Origin of the sequence: Nocardioides agariphilus (assembly GCF_015352445.1) — a bacterium.
In the GTDB taxonomy this organism is placed as follows: domain Bacteria; phylum Actinomycetota; class Actinomycetes; order Propionibacteriales; family Nocardioidaceae; genus Nocardioides; species Nocardioides agariphilus.
Genome location: NZ_JADKPO010000015.1, coordinates 33,095 through 49,816 on the forward strand (window position 1 = coordinate 33,095; position 16,722 = coordinate 49,816).

The window sequence follows — 16,722 nt, forward strand, 5'->3', positions numbered from 1 at the left end:
AACCTCTCAACAGATTTGAACTGGTCCTGGGGGTAACCGCCAGGCGTGTTGTGACGCCACCTCCGCACACCTAGAGTCGCGCCCGTCGTACGACACATCTGCTCCGGCACAAGTCGGTGTGTCGACAAATCTCCGAGGGCACGGCGCGTCGCCGACCCTGGACGTCACGAGGAGCGCAGAGTGGGCGCAGGCGGTCCGGGGGGCTGGTTCCCCAGGTCTTCACACTCAGCTGGGGCAACGGGGAGCAGCGCACCGGAGATGCCGCCGGCAGTGCGACCCCCGACGCCCTCAGGAGGCACCGTGTCCGACCCTGTGCCGTTCCGGCTGCCCGACCCGCAGCCCATCGAGTGGCCGGTGCCCCCGGCCGAGCGCAGCGAGCTCGACCCGGCCACCGAGTCGCTGGTCGAGGAGTTCGAGCGCGCGCGCCAGGAGGCGGAGATCGACGACACGCAGCTCGAGCCCGCCGCGGTCCAGGAGATCGGCCCGACCGGCCGCCCGTTGCCGTTCTTCCCCGAGCCTGCGCCGCTGACCCAGCACGGACCTGCGCGCGTGGTCTCGATGACCAACCAGAAGGGCGGGGTCGGCAAGACCACGACCACCATCAACCTGGGCGCCGCGCTGGCCGAGTACGGCCGCAAGGTGCTGCTGGTCGACTTCGACCCGCAGGGCTCGCTCTCGGTCGGGTTGGGACTGAACCCCCACGAGATGGAGCTGACGGTCTACAACCTCCTGATGGAGCGTGACGTCCGGGTCGAGGACGTCGTCGTGCCGACCGGTGTCGCTGGCATGGACCTCCTCCCCTCCAACATCGACCTGTCGGCCGCCGAGGTGCAGCTGGTCCACGAGGTCGCGCGGGAGCAGACCCTGCAGCGGGTGCTGGCGCCGGCCATCGCGAAGTACGACGTCATCCTCATCGACTGCCAGCCCTCGCTCGGACTCCTGACCGTCAATGCGCTGACCGCCTCCGACGGAGTGCTGGTGCCGCTGGAGTGCGAGTACTTCGCGCTGCGCGGCGTCGCGCTCCTCAAGACGACGATCGACAAGGTTCGCGAGCGCCTCAACCCCAAGCTCGAGATCGACGGTGTGCTCGGCACGATGTACGACGGTCGCACGCTGCACGGCCGTGAGGTCATGGAGCGCCTGGTGCAGGCGTGGGGCGACATCGTGTTCCACACGGTGATCCGGCGCACCGTGAAGTTCTCCGACTCGACGGTTGCCGGCGAGCCCATCACGTCCTACGCCTCTGCCTCCACCGGTGCCGAGGCCTACCGCCAGCTGGCCAGGGAGGTGCTCGTTCGGTGGCCCGAACCTCGCCACGACGTGTGAGCCTGCCGGCGGCCGATGACCTGTTCCGGCCGACCGACCCGACACCCGACGAGCTGGCCGCCGAGACTCATGTGCGCGCCGTGCCGGATGCCCCTGCGCGTTCAGCGCCCCATGCCGAGACGGACGTCGCCGAGCCAGCGGGGCGCAAGCGACCCAGCGGTCGCGTCAAGCACGACGAGAAGATGACCGTCTACGTCACCGCCGACGAGCTGCTCGACCTCGAGCACGCGCGACTCGCGTTGCGTCGCGACCACGGCCTGGCCGTCGACCGGGGCCGGCTCGTACGTGAGGCGATGGCGCTCGTGCTGGCCGACCTCGACGAGCACGGCTTCGACAGCATGCTCGTGCAGCGCCTGACCGAACGGTGAGTCGCGCGTGACCGCCCTGGTCGAGCCCGTGGAGGCGGGTGCCGCCGACGCGACGACCCCCGTCTTCGAGGTCTCGCTCGACAACTTCGAGGGTCCCTTCGATCTGCTGTTGAGCCTGATCTCCAAGCACAAGCTCGACATTACCGAGGTGTCCCTGTCCACGGTCACCGACGAGTTCATCGCGCACGTGAAGGCGGGCGGCTCGCCTGAGAGTCCGGCCCAGTGGGACCTCGAGCAGACCTCGTCCTTCCTCCTGGTCGCCGCCACCCTCCTCGACCTCAAGGCCGCGCGGCTGCTGCCCAAGGGCGACGTCGAGGACGAGGAGGACCTCGCGCTCCTGGAGGCACGCGACCTCCTGTTCGCCCGCCTGCTCCAGTACCGCGCCTTCAAGCAGGTCGCCTCGGTGCTCGAGACCAGGCTGGCGGGTGAGTCGAAGCGCCATCCGCGGGCGGTCGGCCTGGAGGACAGGTTCGCCTCGTTGCTGCCCGAGGTGCTCATCGGCATCGGGCTCGACCAGTTCGCTGCCCTGGCGGCCAAGGCGCTCGAGCCCAAGGCCACGCCGGAGCTGTCGCTGCAGCACATCCACGTTGCTCGGGTCAGTGTGCGCGAGCAGGCCGTGTTGGTGGTCGACCGGCTGCGTCGCAGCGGCACGATGACCTTCCGTGCGCTGTGCGGCGACTCGCCCGACCTGATGACGACCGTGGCCAGGTTCTTGGCGCTGCTCGAGCTGTTCCGTGAAGGGGCGGTCGGCTTCGACCAGGTCACCCCGCTCGGCGAGCTGACCGTCCGCTGGACCGGTGAGGGCAGCGAGGACGCCGAGGAGTTCGAGATCGACGAGTTCGAGGGCGCTCCCGCTCCACTGCCCGAACCACTGGCTGATTCATCGGCCGATTCATCGGCCGATTCATCGGCCGCACGCGAGGAGGACGTCCCCGATGACTGACGACCAGGACCGGCTCGATGTCGCCGTCGGCGACCTCAAGCCCTCCTTGGAGGCCCTGCTGATGGTCGCCGACCAGCCGCTCGACCGGGTCACCCTGGCGAGCGCGGTCGGTCACCCGGTCTCGGCCGTTGACGACGCGCTGGCCCAGCTGGCAGGCGAGTACGACGAGCAGGGGCGTGGCTTCGAGCTGCGCAACGTGGCCGGCGGCTGGCGCTACTACACCCGCGAGGAGTTCGCGCCGGTGGTCGAGAGGTTCGTCCTGGAGGGCCAGCAGGCCCGCCTGACCCAGGCCGCGCTGGAGACGCTTGCGGTCGTCGCCTACAAGCAGCCGGTCTCGCGCGCTCGCGTCTCCGCGATCCGTGGGGTCAACGTCGACGGCGTGATGCGCACGCTGGTCTCGCGCGGTCTGGTCGAGGAAGCCGGCCAGGACACCTCGACGGGAGCGCACCTCTATCGCACGAGCGCCTACTTCCTCGAGCGGATCGGCGTCACCTCACTCGAGGAGCTCCCCGAGCTGGCTCCCTACCTGCCGGACATGGACGACCTGGTCGACGAGCTGGCCGACTCGTTGGGCCAGGCCGCCGCCACGGCATGATGCCCTGATAATGGGTCGGTGAGCGAGGCGGGGATCCAGACCGATGACGAGGGCCTGATCCGTCTCCAGAAGCTGCTCGCCCAGTCGGGGGTGGCCTCGCGCCGCAAGTGCGAGGAGCTGATGCTCGACGGACTGGTCGAGGTCGACGGCGAGGTGGTCACCCGGCTCGGCACCAAGGTCGACCCGCGGACTGCGGTGATCCGTGTCGACGGCAAGCGGCTGCCGCCCGTCTCGGCTTCTGTCTACCTCGCGCTCAACAAGCCCAGGGGCGTGGTCTCGACGATGTCGGACCCGGAGGGCCGCCGCACCCTCCAGGACCTGGTCGCCGACAGGCCGGAGCGTCTGTTCCATGTGGGCAGGCTCGACACCGACACCGACGGGCTGATCCTGCTGACCAACGACGGCGACTTCGCCCAGCGGTTGGCGCACCCGTCCTACGAGGTCGACAAGACCTACGTCGCCGAGGTCGAGGGACGCGTCTCGACCGGCACCCTGCGCACGCTTCTCGACGGTGTCACTCTCGACGACGGTCCCGTGACCGTCTCGAGCATCCGCCTGGTCCAGCAGGGCAGGGAGAAGTCGATCGTGGAGCTGGTGATCCACGAGGGTCGCAACCGCATCGTCCGACGCCTGCTCGACCACGTCGGTCACCCCGTGCGCCGCCTTACCCGCACGGCCATCGGGCCGGTCGTCCTCAAGGGCCTGCCGTCCGGTGAGTTGCGTGACCTCACACTCGCCGAGCTCGGCGAGCTGTTGGACCAGGCGCAGCTCTAGGCCGTCTGGCTGGTGGTGGCGGGGGCTCGGTGCTGGAGGTCCTTGCCCCTGCACCACGGGCGGCGGCCCCCGCTGGCCCGGTGTGAGCGATCAAATCCGCTTGCCATCAGCGTCCTGATCGCGCTGCCATGGAGTCCGAGACCCGACCGAGGAGAACGCCGATGCGAGCTGCTTTCACGTCCCCAGCCACCCCATGGACAAAGGATGTGAAGGTTGCGCACGCTCAACTTGGGGGTCCTGGCGCATGTTGACGCCGGCAAGACGACCCTGACCGAGCGCCTGCTCTACGAGGCAGGCGTGCTCGCGGAGCCCGGCAGCGTGGATGCGGGCTCCACCCACACCGACACGATGGCGCTCGAGCGACGCCGGGGCATCACGATCCGTGCGGCCGTGGTGTCTTTCGAGGTCGACGACACGATCGTCAACCTGGTTGACACTCCTGGGCACTCAGACTTCGTGGCGGAGGTGGAGCGATCCTTGTGCCTGCTCGACGGCGCTGTTCTCGTCGTGTCGGCTGTCGAGGGTGTGCAGGCCCAGACGCTGGTCCTCATGCGGGCGCTGCAACGCCTCGACATCGCGACGGTGATCTTCGTGAACAAGGTTGACCGTCGTGGGGCGGACCCGGAGTTCGTCGAGCTGGAGGTACGCGAGCGCCTCGCGGCCGACGTACCGGTCCTGTTCGGCTCCGCCCTCACCGGCGACGGCGTGCGCGACCTCCTGCACGCCGTGCCGAGGCTCCTGCCGAGCAGGGAGCCGCATGACGACGGCCCACCTGCGGGTGTGATCTTCAAGATCGACCGCGATGCAGCGGGCGGCAAGCACGTCGTCGCCCTGCTGCGGAGCGGGACGCTCCGGGTGCGCGACCGTCTCGCCCTCGGCAAGGCCGGGCCGGAGAAGGTCACCGGGCTACGCGTCTTCAGGTGCGGCGAGCTCGAGCCCGCCGACGTGGCGACGGCTGGGCAGGTCGTGGTGCTCCGTGGCCTCGACAGTGCCCGCATCGGCGACGGGTTCGGGCCGGGGGATCCAGGCATGGCCGAGCAGTTCGCCCGGCCCAGCCTGTCGGCCGTCGTCGAGCCGCTGGACGACCAGGACCGCCCCGCTCTGTTCGCCGCCCTCGAGCGGCTCGCCGAGCAGGATCCGCTGATCGGTCTTCGAGTCGACGACGAGCCCGACGGCACGAGCGAGCTGAGACTCTCCCTCTACGGCGAGGTCCAGCAGCAGGTGATCGGAGCGCTGCTCGACGAGGAGTACGGCGTGCCGGTGCGGTTCCGCGACACCGCGATGATCTGCACCGAGCGGTTGACCGGCACCGGAGCGGCGTTCGAGCTGATCGGCACCGATGCCAACCCCTACCTGGCCACTGTCGGCCTGCGCATCGAGCCGGCACCGGTCGGCAGCGGTGTCGACTTCGGCCTGGAGGTGGAGCTGGGCTCGATGCCGCCGGCCTTCTTCACGGCCGTGGAGACCACCGTCCACTCCTCGCTCCTCCACGGCAACGCCGGCTGGGAGATCCCGGACGCCCGAATCCGAATGACGCACTCGGGGTTCTGGCCGCGCCAGAGCCGCATGCACGGCACCTTCGACAAGTCGATGTCGAGCACGGCTGGCGACTTCCGGGACCTCACCCGGCTGCTGATGAGACGGATCATCGCCCAGGCGGGCACGGTGGTGTGCGACCCGGTGCACCGCTTCGAGCTCGAGGTGCCCGCTCCCAGCCTCGGTCCGGTGCTGTCGCTGCTGGCGCAAGCAGGGGGAGTGCCGCTTGCCACCGAGAGCCGTGGGGCCGCAGTGGTCGTCTCCGGACACGTGCCGGCCGGGCAGGTGCACCGGCTGACCCTGCTGATGCCCGATCTGACGCGCGGCGAGGGCGTCTTGACGTCTCGACTGGATCACTTCCGTCCCCGGCACTGACGGCGGCCGTTACCGTTCTCCTCGTCGGCCGTGCCCCCGCGGCCCGAGGAGGAAGGAAGCCACGTGGCTGTCCGAGCGGTGCGCGGCGCCACCCAGCTCGAGGCCGACGACCGTGACCACATGCTCGAGCGGGTCGCCGAGATGGTCCTGGACGTGATGGGTTCCAACGGCCTCGAGGTCGACGACTTCATCTCCGTGATCTTCACCGCGACCTCCGACCTGGTCGCGGAGTTCCCGGCGTACGCCGCCCGGCGGCTCGGCTTCGGCGAGGTGCCGCTGCTGTGTGCGCGTGAGCTGGAGATCGCCGGCTCGATGCCCCGGGTGGTCCGGATGCTCGCGCACGTCGAGACCGACCTGCCGCGCGCCGACATCACCCACGTCTACCTGCACGGCGCGGCCGCGCTGCGCAAGGACCTGACCCGGGTGCGCTCGGTGCCCGATGAGGTGCCCGATGAGGAGACCGTCGATGCCTGATCGGCCGGGCCTGCAGGGCCCCGTGCTGATCGTCGGTGCCGGCCTCCTCGGCACCTCGATCGGCCTCGCGCTGCGCCGACGCGGCATCTCGGTCTGGCTGCGCGACGTCTCGCCCGAGAACCTCCGCGCGGCCATGGGCCTGGGCGCGGGCCAACTGGTCCCCGACATCGCACCACCGCCGCAGCTGGTAGTGGTGGCCGTGCCGCCCGACGTGATCGGCGAGACGCTGCGCTGGGCACTGGGCGCGCACCGCGGCGCCGTGGTCACCGACGTCGGGAGCATCAAGACCGGCCCGCTGGAGCAGCTGCGCGCCTCCGGTCTGTCCGGGTTGTCCCGCTACGTCGGTGGACACCCGATGGCGGGCAGCGAGCGTTCGGGGCCGCTCGCGGCCAGCGCAGCCATGTTCGACGGCCGACCCTGGGCCGTGACGCCGCACCAGGACTCGGCGACCGAGGCCGTGGACGTCGTGCTCTCCCTGGTCGCGGCGGTGGGCGCACTGCCCGTGCGGATGTCCCCCGACGAGCATGATCGGGCGGTCGCCCGGACCTCGCACCTACCGCACCTGTTGGCCAGCCTGGTGGCGGGTCGGCTCGCCGAGGCCCCGCCAGGACACCTGGCCCTGTCGGGTCAGGGGGTCCGTGACGTCACCCGGGTCGCGGCCGGCGACCCGGAGCTCTGGCAGCAGATCGTGACCGGCAACGCCCCCGCCGTCGTACACCTGCTCCGCGAGGTGCGCGAGCAGCTCGACGCCCTGATCGCCGCCGTGTCCAAGAGCAACCGCGAGGAGCTGGTGCGGATCCTGTCCCGGGGTGTCGAGGGCACGCGCGCGATCCCGGGCAAGCACGGCGGTCCGGCCAGAGAGATGGCCTCGGTGTTCGTCTCGGTGCCCGACCGCGCCGGTGAGATGGGGCGGCTGTTCGCGGACGTGGCTGCCAGCGGGGTCAGCATCGAGGACATCCACATCGACCACGACCCGGGTCGTCCCACCGGCCTGTTCGAGCTCGTGGTGGCCGACGACAGCTCCGAGCACCTGCTGGCCGCTCTCGAATCTCGGGGATGGGTGACCCACCGGTAGCCTTGCCCCCTGTGAGCAAGCCCTGGGACCACTACGTCGTCGCCATCGACGGCCCCTCGGGCTCGGGCAAGTCGAGCACGTCTCGCGGGGTGGCCGTCCGCCTCGGACTGCGCTACCTCGACACCGGCGCGATGTACCGCGCGATGACCTGGTGGATGCTGCGTCACGATGTCGACGTCCACGACCCCAATGCCGTCGCTGCTCGTGTCGAGGAGCCCGAGATCCTCTCCGGCACCGACCCGCTGGGTCCGACGATCCTGGTCGACGGCATCGACGTCGGCCTGGCCATCCGCTCCGACGAGGTCAACGCCGCAGTCTCGCCGGTCGCCGCCGTACCCTCCGTACGCTCGCGTCTGCTCGAGATCCAGCGCGACGTCATCGGCGAGGGCGGGATCGTGGTCGAGGGTCGCGACATCGGCTCGGTGGTGGCCCCCGAGGCCGAGGTGAAGGTCTACCTCACCGCCGACCCGGCCGCGCGCGCCCGACGGCGAGCCCTCGAGGAGGGCGGCGCCGACGTCGAGGCCACTCGAGAGTCGTTGCTGGCCCGCGACGCGATCGACTCCGGGCGGGCCACGTCGCCGCTGGTAATGGCCGAGGGCGCGGTCCATGTCGATGGCACCGCACACACCCTCGACGAGGTCGTCGGCTTGGTCGTGCAGCTGGTCGAGGCTGCAGCGGGCCTTCGCGCCGGGGAGAGGGTGCAGTGAGCACGGCCCGCCGGCCGTCATCGTTCCAGCGCTGGTTCGGGCGGCTCGTGACCCGCCGTCGCCTCCGCGTCACCGAGCACGGCCGCGACAACGTGCCCACCGCCGGCCCTGCCGTGCTCGCCGCAGCGCACGCGGAGCCCGGTGACGGCCGGTTGCTGGAGCTGTTCGGTCCGCGCCCCGTGCACGTCATCAGCGAGCCGCAGAGCGTGCGGACCGCCCTGCAGGTCCTCGCGGCCGACCAGGCGCTCGCGATCCTCCTGGAGGGCAGCCCCGGTGTCGTGGAGCGCGACAGGTTCAACCGGCGCGCTGCCTACCTCGCCCTCGTGTCGGGCGCACCGGTCGTCCCGGTCTCGGTCCTGCGGGGACGAGCCGTCGAGGGTGGGATCGACATCGTGTACGGCGCGCCCTACCGCACGACCCGCCAGTCCTGGCCGCGCACCCCTCGGCAGGTCGACGCGACCAGTCTCGACCTCAGCGTCCACGTGCTGGTCGCGCGCGACGCCGCCCACACACTGACCGAGCGGCTGGCCCACGAGCCGGCCCAGCGGCCCGATGGAGGAACCCGATGACCGAGCTCCCGAACCTAGGTGGCGGCCCGATCCTCGCCGTCGTCGGCCGCCCCAACGTCGGCAAGTCGACGCTCGTCAACCGCATCATCGGCCGGCGTGAGGCGGTGGTCGAGGACGTGCCAGGTGTCACGCGCGACCGCATCTCCTACGACGCCGTCTGGAACGGCCGGGCTTTCACGGTCGTCGACACCGGGGGCTGGGACCCCGACGCCCGGGGGCTGGCCGAACGCATCCGCGCCCAGGCCGAGATCGCGGTCACCCTGGCCGATGCCGTGCTGTTCGTCGTGGACGCGACCATCGGCATCACCGACGCCGACGAGGCCGTGGTCCGGGTGCTCAGGCGTTCCAACAAGCCGGTCGTGCTCGCCGCCAACAAGGTCGACGACACACGCGCCGAGGCTGAGGCCTTCGGGCTGTGGAACCTCGGGCTGGGCGAGCCCCACACCGTCTCGGCGCTTCACGGTCGCGGCTCCGGCGACCTCCTCGACGCCGTGCTCGCTGCGCTGCCCGAGGCGCCCCAGGAGAGCTTCGAGCAGGAGGCCGGTCCCCGGCGGATCGCGATCGTCGGCAAGCCCAACGTCGGCAAGTCCTCGCTGCTCAACAAGCTGGCGGGGGAGGAGCGCTCCGTCGTCGACAACGTCGCGGGCACCACCGTCGACCCCGTCGACGAGCTGGTCGAGCTGGGTGGCCGCACCTGGCGCTTCATCGACACCGCCGGGATCCGCAAGCGGGTCAAGGAGGCCTCGGGCCACGAGTACTACGCCTCGTTGCGCACCTCGACCGCGATCGACCGCGCCGAGGTCGCCGTACTCGTCCTCGACGGCAGCGAGTCGATCTCCGAGCAGGACATGCGCATCATCCAGACGATCCGCGACGCCGGGCGTGCGCTGGTCATCGCGTTCAACAAGTGGGACCTGGTCGACGAGGAGCGGCGCTACTACCTCGACCGTGAGATCGAGCGCGACCTCGTGCAGGTGCAGTGGGCCCCACGCATCAACATCACCGCTCGCACCGGTTGGCACGTCGACCGTCTGGTGCCCGCGCTCGACAAGGCCATCGAGGGCTGGGAGACGCGCGTACCCACGGGAACGCTCAACGCCTTCCTGGGCCGGCTGGTCGCCGAACACCCTCACCCGGTGCGCAGCGGGAAGCAGCCCAAGATCCTCTTCGGCACCCAGCCCTCGACCTCACCGCCGACCTTCGTGCTGTTCACCAGCGGCAAGCTCGAGGCGTCCTACGAGCGCTACATCGAGCGACGCCTGCGCGAGCAGTTCGGCTTCGTCGGCACCCCGATCGTGGTCAATCAGCGCCCGCGGGAGAAGCGCAAACGCTAACGTCGTCAGATGCGCTCCCCCCGCGTTCTGCTCTTCGCACTCCTGGCCAGCATCGCCGTCATGCCGGTCGGGCTGCTCGAGACGTCGGTCGCGAGCTCGCCCCTGCCGACCGTCGAGCGAGCACCCGTCGGCGGGTGTCGGGTGCTTCCCGCCGACAACTGGTGGCACGCCGACATCAGTGCGCTGCCGGTGCACGCGCGGTCCGACCAGTGGCTGTCCCACATGGACACCGATCGCGACCTGCATCCCGACTTCGGTCCGTCGTACGGCGATGGGCCCAACTACGGCATCCCGGTGACCGTCGTGCGAGGTGACCACCCCAGGGTCTCGGTGCGCTTCGACTACGCCGCCGAGAGCGACAAGGTGCGCTACCCGTTCGGGCGCGACACCAGGATCGAGGGCGGCCGCAACTCCGGGGGAGACATGCACGCGATCGTCGTCGACAAGGCCCGCTGCAAGCTCTACGAGACCTGGAACACCCGGATCCGCAGCGGCAAGTGGCGTGCGGGCTCGGGTGCGGTCTGGTCGCTGAGGTCCAACAGGCTTCGCCCCGACCGCTGGACCTCGGCCGATGCCGCCGGTCTGGCGATCCTGCCGGGCCTGCTGCGCTGGCGCGAGGTACGCGACAACACCATCGACCACGCCATCCGCTTCACCACATCTGAGACCAGCAGCCACCACCTGTGGCCGGCCCGGCACGACGCGGGCTCGCACTCGTCGCTGGCCTACCCGCCGATGGGGGCTCGGTTCCGTCTCGACGCAGGGTTCTCCACGGCCGGCTACAGCACTCGGGCGCGCCGGGTGATCGCGGCCATGCAGACGTACGGACTGGTCCTCGCCGACAACGGCTCGGCGTGGTACTTCCAAGGAGAGCAGAACGGCAACTGGCCCTCGGGGCTCATCGAGGAGCTCAAGACCATCCCTGCCTCGGCCTTCGTCGCGGTGGACACCTCGTCGCTGATGGTCGACCAGGACTCGGGCGCCGTTGGTTGAGGAGGACTCCGTTGGTTGAGGAGGGACGAAGTCCCGTCTCGAAACCAGACTCGTTGGTTGAGGAGGGACGAACCAGACTCGAAACCAGACTCGTTGGTTGAGGAGGGACGAACCAGCTCCGTTGGTTGAGGAGGGACGAACCAGACTCGAAACCAGACTCGTTGGTTGAGGAGGGACGAAGTCCCGTCTCGAAACCAGCTCCGTCAGCGGTTCTTGTGCCGCGGCTTGCGCTGGTTGCCCGGGCGCTGACCGGGCGGACCCTCATCGAGCCGGATCTCGATCAGCTTGCCCGAGATGCGGGTGCCCGCCAGCTTCTTCAGCGTGGCCGGCGACAGGTCGGCAGGTAGCTCGACCAGCGAGAAGTCGGGCTTGATGGCGATGTGCCCGAAGTCGCGTCTCTCGAGCCCGCCCTCGTTGGCGATGGCGCCGACGATCTGGCGCGGCTCCACCTTGTGCCGCTTGCCCACAGAGATGCGGTACGTCGCCAGCGCGGCGTCGCCCTCACGGCGCGGCCGATGCTCACGAGGTGCACGATCCGCGGGGGCGCCGCGCTCCGGGCGCTCCCGGCGAGCGGGGCGCTCGGGCTCGGGTTCGAGCAGCAGAGGGGTGTTGCCCTGGAGCACGACGGCCAGCGCCGCGGCCACGTCGAGTTCGGGCACGTCGTGCTCGCGGACGTAGTGGGAGACCACGTCTCGGAAGAAGGTGATGCGGTCCGGGACCGACAGGGCCTCGCTGATCGAGTCGTCGAAGCGGGCGAGGCGGGTGAGGTTGACGTCGTCGACCGTCGGCAGCTGCATCTCGGTGAGCGACTTGCGGCTGGTCTTCTCGATGGCGCGCAGCAGATGTCGCTCGCGTGGGGTGACGAACGAGATGGCGTCGCCACTGCGTCCGGCCCGCCCGGTGCGGCCGATGCGGTGCACGTAGGACTCGGGGTCGGTCGGGATGTCGAAGTTGACGACGTGGCTGATCCGCTCGACGTCGAGACCGCGGGCTGCCACGTCGGTCGCGACCAGGATGTCGAGCTTGCCGTCGCGCAGCTCGCCGATGGTCCGCTCGCGCTGGGGTTGGGCGATGTCGCCGTTGATGGCGACCGCCGAGAAGCCGCGTGCCCGCAGCTTCTCGGCCAGCGTCTCGGTCTCGTTCTTGGTGCGGACGAAGACGATCATCCCCTCGAAGTTCTCGACCTCGAGGATGCGCGTGAGCGCGTCGACCTTCTGGGGGTAGGACACGGTGAGGTAGCGCTGGGTGATGTTGGAGGCGGTCGCGGTCTTGTTCTTGACCGTGATCTCTTCGGGGTCGCGGAGGTACTTCTTGGAGATGCGGCGGATCGAGGCCGGCATCGTGGCCGAGAACAACGCGACGTTCTTGTCCTCGGGGGTGTCGGCCAGGATCGTCTCGACGTCCTCGGCGAAGCCCATGTTGAGCATCTCGTCGGCCTCGTCGAGCACCAGGAACCGCAGCTGCGTCAGGTCGAGCGTCCCGCGGTCGAGGTGGTCCATGATCCGGCCGGGCGTGCCGACCACGACGTGCACGCCACGACGCAGCGCGCTCAGCTGAACGCCGTACCCCTGGCCGCCGTAGACGGGCAGCACGTGGACTCCGGGCAGGTGCGTGGCGTATCGCTCGAACGCCTCGCACACCTGGAGCGCCAGCTCGCGCGTCGGCGCCAGCACCAGGGCCTGCGGCGACTTCTGACGGAGATCGAGGCGCGAGAGGATCGGCAGCGCGAACGCGGCGGTCTTGCCGGTGCCGGTCTGCGCCAGTCCGACCACGTCGCGCCCGGTCAGCAGCGTCGGGATGGTAGCCGCCTGGATCGGCGAGGGCGTCTCGTAGCCGACGTCGCTGACGGCTCTCAGGACACGCTCATCGAGCCCGAGGTCGGCGAAGGTGAGGTCCGGCTGGACGACCTCGGGATCGTCGGTCATGCGACAACCGTAGGGCTTCGCGGTGGCCCGGCCCGATTCCTGGCCGGGCGGGACGGTCCGGTAGGGTTCACCCGGCTCACCAGCACCACTGGCAGCAACACGGCCAGCCTGATGGGGAGCCGTTCGGGCTGTGGCGCAGTTTGGTAGCGCACTTGACTGGGGGTCAAGGGGTCGCAGGTTCAAATCCTGTCAGCCCGACCAAAAAACCGCCTCTGAGCTGCGGAAACGCGGGTCAGGGGCGGTTCTGGTTTTGAAGTGGATCCTCAGAATGGTCGTTTACTAGTCGCAAACGATTTCGGGGCCTACGAATCCGAGCTCGCGTCGTCGCTCTCAGCGAGCCGCTCGAGGAGCTCGGAGAGGTCGGCTGAGACCGGCGGTTTGGCGATGTAGTGGTCCCGAGTGACCTGGCTCGAGGAGTGGCCGAGCTGGCGCGAGGCGAGTTCTGATGTGGCGGCCTCCGAGATCAGCGTCGCCACCGTCTTGCGAAACGTGTGGGGGGTCACCCACTCAAAGCCGGTGTCCTTGCGGATCTGCCGCCACCGCCGCTCGATGTTGACGACCTGATGCCACGTGCCGTTGCGGGTGGCAAAGACGGCGTCGTTCTCGTTGGGTGTCGCGAACTCTCGGCGCACGCGGAGCAGCTCGGCCGCGAACCGGGGCAGCACCACGGTTCGCTGGCTGGCGTCCGACTTCGGCGTGGGCTTGCGATACGTGCCCTTTCCGGTCTCGGTCTTGATCGTGCCCGACACCGTGAGGCTGGGCAGGTCCCCATCGAGGTCCAGGTCGCTCCAGCGCAGGGCAAGGACCTCGCCGATGCGGCACCCAGTGGCGAGCATCAGGTCGATGATGTCGGCCATGTCACCGGTGGCCCTGGGTCCAGGGCGGTCCGCGTTGACCCACCGACGTACAGCTGCGCGGATCGCGACCAGGTCCTCGACCCGGAGAGCTTTGGTCTCCTGCCTGGGACGGTGGACCCGGGTCGTCCCGCGGGCCGGGTTCGTCGGGATCGCGTCGTGTCGAACCGCGAGGTCGAGCATGGCCCCGAGGACGACCTTGGCCTTGCGTTGCCGGTTCACGCTCTGATCGCGCAACCGCAGCAGGAGCCGGTCCAGGCGCCCCGTGGTGGCCTCGCGGAGCTTCAGCCCGCCAATACTGGGCAGCACCAGGTTGTCCAGCACCCGGCGGTACTCGTTGATGGTGGTCTGCTCGATCCGTCCTTCGGCCTCAAGACCAGTGATCCACTGGTTGGCGAGGTCGATCAGCCGGGTCTCTGCTGTGAGGAGTTCTCCTGCTGGCGCGGTGCGCGTGCTCAGGACGTCTCGAAGCGCTCGCTCCGCAGCCGCCTTGCTCGAACCCGTCGCAGTGACACGACGAGTGTTGCCGTCGGTGTCACGAAACCGGGTCAGTGCGCGGTAGCTTCCGTCGCGGATCTTTTCGGTGGTGATGGTTCCCCAGGTGCCGAGGGGGAGTGGCGGCCTGGCCATGGCCCTACTCGCCTGCTGCGGGCTCGAGGTGCTCGACGATCCAGGCGTCGAGGTCCGCGCGGCGGTAGCGCAGGCAACCGCCCATCTTCACGGCGCGTGGTCCAAACCCGGCCCGGCGAGTCCGCCATGTGTACAGCGTCGCCTTCGGGATCGCCAGGTACGCCGCCGCCTCGTCGATGGTGAGGATCATGCTTTCGTGGCTGGTGTCGACGGTGGTGCTCATCGTGTGCTCCTTCGTGATTGCGAGGACAGGTTTGCCCTCGTAACTGAAGGTGTGCAGCCCTCACCGCGCGGCCTGTGGAGAATCGACTCCTAATCGACCCTCTGGAGCGATCGCCGGTGCCACCCGGTCCGGTGGTGTCAGTCGGGCCGACTTCAGAGACGCCGGGGGACCTTCTGCTCCTACATGCAGCCGGTTGTCGGTCTGCGCCGGCGCTTGCTGTGGTTTGCGCTCTTAGCCAGAGGTCGCAGGTTCAAATCCTGCCCCCGCTACGAATTTCAGGCTCGGAGATCGCCGATCTCCGAGCCTGAAAGCATTTGAGATTTGATCCGACAGCCAGAAACCAGCCAGAAACCCTGTCGCGAGACCCCTCCGAGCCGCATCCGCCAGCATCGGCATGGGATGTCATGGAGCCTCGCGGGGCCATCTGGGGCTCGACGCTCACCTCACGGTCATGGAGACCAACAACAGCACGCTGAGTGCCCTCGAGCCGCTGCTGAGCATCGAGGCGCTCGCCGAGTACCTCGACGTGCCGGTCACGACGATCCGCGACTGGCGCACCGACGGCAAGGGGCCGTGCGCGATCAAGGTCGGCGGTCGCGTCCGCTTCGCCACCTCCGACGTCCTGGCCTGGCTGCTCCGCCAGCGGGAGATCGAGCCGGGGCATGGGCCGAGCGGCGAGTGAACGACCGTGGCTAGGCCGCGCACGCCGATCGGCACCTTCGGCGAGATCTACTTCGAGAAGACCCACGACGGCCGAGCACGCGCGCTGACCCGATTCCGGGACTACGACGGCCAACTGCGCCGCGTCCAGGCGACAGCGGACTCCCCGAAGGCCGCCGAGCGCAAGCTCAAGGAGGTGCTCGCCGCGCGCAACGAGCAGAACGTCGGACAGGGCGAGCTCACCGCGGCCAGCTCCTTCCGACATCTCGTCGACGTGTGGCTCGCCGACCTCGACCTGGAGGATGCACTCGCGCCCAGCACCCGAGCTCTCTACGAGCGCAACATGCGTCGGCTCGTCCTACCCGCCTTCGAGCACTACGCGCTGCGCGAGATCAGCGTCCGCAAGGTCGACCAATTCATCAAGACGCTCGCCAAGACCAAGAGCTACAGCATGGCGAAGCAGGCCCGCACCGTCCTGAGCCTCGCCTTCGCGCTCGCCGTCCGCTACGACGCGATCCGGGAGAACCCCGTCCGCGACACCGCCCGTCTCCGCAAGCCGCCCGCGCAGGCGATGTCGCTCACCGTCGAGCAGGTCGAACAGATCCGTCGAGCGGTCCGCGGTTGGCGCCGCGGCCCCGGCGTGCCGGGCCCGCCACCGGACGGGCAGCTGGAGCAGATCATCGAGGTCATGCTCGGCACGTCGGCCCGGATCGGCGAGGTGCTCGCGATCCGCAAGTGCGACGTCGACGTCACCACGACCCCGGCCACGGCCCGGCTCTGCGGGACGATCGTGTCGCCGGCCGGGAAGCCGACACATCGGCAGCCCCATCCCAAGTCGATGAAGTCGACCAGGACGGTGTCGGTGCCGTCTTTCACGGCCGAGGTGCTCCGGGCGCGGCTGGTGATGATCGCGTCCGAGGAGCCGGACCATCTGATCTTCTTCACTCGCAACGGCACCCCGTTGACGACCAACAACATCCGCCGACGGCTACGCGCGGTCCTTCACGAAGCGGGCATCGAAGGCGTCACCCCGCACTCGTTCCGCCGCACGGTCGCGACCGTTCTTGATCGGGCCGGAGGAGCAGACCTGGCTGCCGAGATGCTCGGCCACACCTCCTCAAAGATCACCAAGCAGCACTACATCGAGCCGGACGAGGCGGTGGATCCGGTTACCGCCGAGATCCTCGAGGCGCTGGCCCCACGACAGGTTGGCGAGGCATGATCGTGTCGAAGTGGCTTGGAGTCGCGAATTCGGCTGCTGGTCGATGGCGCGTCGAGGGACCGCGCGGGACCGATCCCCCGAATGGGCGACCCGAGAAGGTCTCGCAACCACATGGCCCCACCCGAGCCTCAGATGCGCC

At 69.4% G+C, this 16,722-nt stretch carries 17 protein-coding genes and 1 tRNA gene; 15 read left to right on the forward strand and 3 right to left on the reverse strand.

Annotated elements, in window-relative coordinates:
• Positions 1–438: 438 nt before the first annotated feature.
• From ISU10_RS12450 to ISU10_RS12505, 12 genes are all read left to right on the forward strand, one after another.
• Positions 439–1,326 (forward strand): ParA family protein, encoded by an 888-nt coding sequence (locus ISU10_RS12450; RefSeq protein WP_370865303.1) that lies wholly within the window; start codon positions 439–441, stop codon positions 1,324–1,326.
• Entirely contained in the window at positions 1,299–1,694 is a 396-nt protein-coding gene (locus tag ISU10_RS12455) for a hypothetical protein (RefSeq protein ID WP_194696729.1), read from the forward strand. The genes ISU10_RS12450 and ISU10_RS12455 overlap by 28 nt, the downstream gene beginning before the upstream one ends.
• Positions 1,695–1,701: 7 nt before the next feature.
• Entirely contained in the window at positions 1,702–2,637 is a 936-nt protein-coding gene (locus ISU10_RS12460) for a segregation and condensation protein A (RefSeq protein WP_194696730.1), read from the forward strand.
• A complete protein-coding gene (scpB, locus tag ISU10_RS12465) occupies positions 2,630–3,232 on the forward strand; it encodes an SMC-Scp complex subunit ScpB (protein ID WP_194696731.1) in 603 nt (200 codons plus the stop codon). Before ISU10_RS12460 ends, scpB begins: the two co-directional genes overlap by 8 nt.
• A gap of 18 nt (positions 3,233–3,250) precedes the next feature.
• A complete protein-coding gene (locus tag ISU10_RS12470; protein ID WP_194696732.1) occupies positions 3,251–4,006 on the forward strand; it encodes a pseudouridine synthase in 756 nt (251 codons plus the stop codon).
• Positions 4,007–4,219: 213 nt separating this feature from the next.
• The gene (locus tag ISU10_RS12475) at positions 4,220–5,917 is read left to right on the forward strand and encodes an elongation factor G (RefSeq protein ID WP_194696733.1); all 1,698 of its coding nucleotides are present in this window, start codon (positions 4,220–4,222) and stop codon (positions 5,915–5,917) included.
• A 63-nt stretch (positions 5,918–5,980) separates the two neighbouring features.
• A complete protein-coding gene (gene aroH / locus ISU10_RS12480; protein ID WP_194696734.1) occupies positions 5,981–6,391 on the forward strand; it encodes a chorismate mutase in 411 nt (136 codons plus the stop codon).
• On the forward strand, positions 6,384–7,466 hold the full coding sequence (locus ISU10_RS12485; protein WP_194696735.1) for a prephenate dehydrogenase: 1,083 nt from the start codon (positions 6,384–6,386) through the stop codon (positions 7,464–7,466). The genes aroH and ISU10_RS12485 overlap by 8 nt, the downstream gene beginning before the upstream one ends.
• Before the next feature lie 11 nt (positions 7,467–7,477).
• The gene (gene cmk / locus ISU10_RS12490; RefSeq protein WP_370865278.1) at positions 7,478–8,173 is read left to right on the forward strand and encodes a (d)CMP kinase; all 696 of its coding nucleotides are present in this window, start codon (positions 7,478–7,480) and stop codon (positions 8,171–8,173) included.
• On the forward strand, positions 8,170–8,742 hold the full coding sequence (locus tag ISU10_RS12495) for a lysophospholipid acyltransferase family protein (RefSeq protein WP_194696737.1): 573 nt from the start codon (positions 8,170–8,172) through the stop codon (positions 8,740–8,742). The genes cmk and ISU10_RS12495 overlap by 4 nt, the downstream gene beginning before the upstream one ends.
• Positions 8,739–10,076 carry a ribosome biogenesis GTPase Der gene (der, locus tag ISU10_RS12500; RefSeq protein ID WP_194696738.1) on the forward strand — a complete coding sequence of 446 codons (1,338 nt, stop codon included), beginning with the start codon at positions 8,739–8,741 and terminating at the stop codon, positions 10,074–10,076. Before ISU10_RS12495 ends, der begins: the two co-directional genes overlap by 4 nt.
• Before the next feature lie 9 nt (positions 10,077–10,085).
• On the forward strand, positions 10,086–11,069 hold the full coding sequence (locus ISU10_RS12505; RefSeq protein ID WP_194696739.1) for a hypothetical protein: 984 nt from the start codon (positions 10,086–10,088) through the stop codon (positions 11,067–11,069).
• Positions 11,070–11,272: 203 nt separating this feature from the next.
• On the opposite strand, the gene ISU10_RS12510 is transcribed toward ISU10_RS12505, so the two are convergent.
• Complete coding sequence (locus ISU10_RS12510; protein ID WP_194696740.1) at positions 11,273–12,994, reverse strand: DEAD/DEAH box helicase; 1,722 nt, start codon at positions 12,992–12,994, stop codon at positions 11,273–11,275.
• Positions 12,995–13,118: 124 nt separating this feature from the next.
• Between ISU10_RS12510 and ISU10_RS12515 the strand changes: the two genes are divergently transcribed.
• Positions 13,119–13,195, forward strand: a tRNA-Pro gene (locus ISU10_RS12515).
• Positions 13,196–13,296: 101 nt separating this feature from the next.
• On the opposite strand, the gene ISU10_RS12520 is transcribed toward ISU10_RS12515, so the two are convergent.
• Together ISU10_RS12520 and ISU10_RS12525 are read right to left on the reverse strand one after the other, a co-directional pair.
• Complete coding sequence (locus tag ISU10_RS12520) at positions 13,297–14,478, reverse strand: tyrosine-type recombinase/integrase (RefSeq protein WP_228500683.1); 1,182 nt, start codon at positions 14,476–14,478, stop codon at positions 13,297–13,299.
• A 4-nt stretch (positions 14,479–14,482) separates the two neighbouring features.
• On the reverse strand, positions 14,483–14,701 hold the full coding sequence (locus tag ISU10_RS12525) for a helix-turn-helix transcriptional regulator (protein ID WP_182538036.1): 219 nt from the start codon (positions 14,699–14,701) through the stop codon (positions 14,483–14,485).
• A 451-nt stretch (positions 14,702–15,152) separates the two neighbouring features.
• Between ISU10_RS12525 and ISU10_RS12530 the strand changes: the two genes are divergently transcribed.
• A complete protein-coding gene (locus ISU10_RS12530; protein WP_194696741.1) occupies positions 15,153–15,383 on the forward strand; it encodes a helix-turn-helix domain-containing protein in 231 nt (76 codons plus the stop codon).
• 6 nt (positions 15,384–15,389) lie between these two features.
• Entirely contained in the window at positions 15,390–16,583 is a 1,194-nt protein-coding gene (locus ISU10_RS12535; protein ID WP_194696742.1) for a tyrosine-type recombinase/integrase, read from the forward strand.
• Positions 16,584–16,722 lie beyond the last annotated feature (139 nt).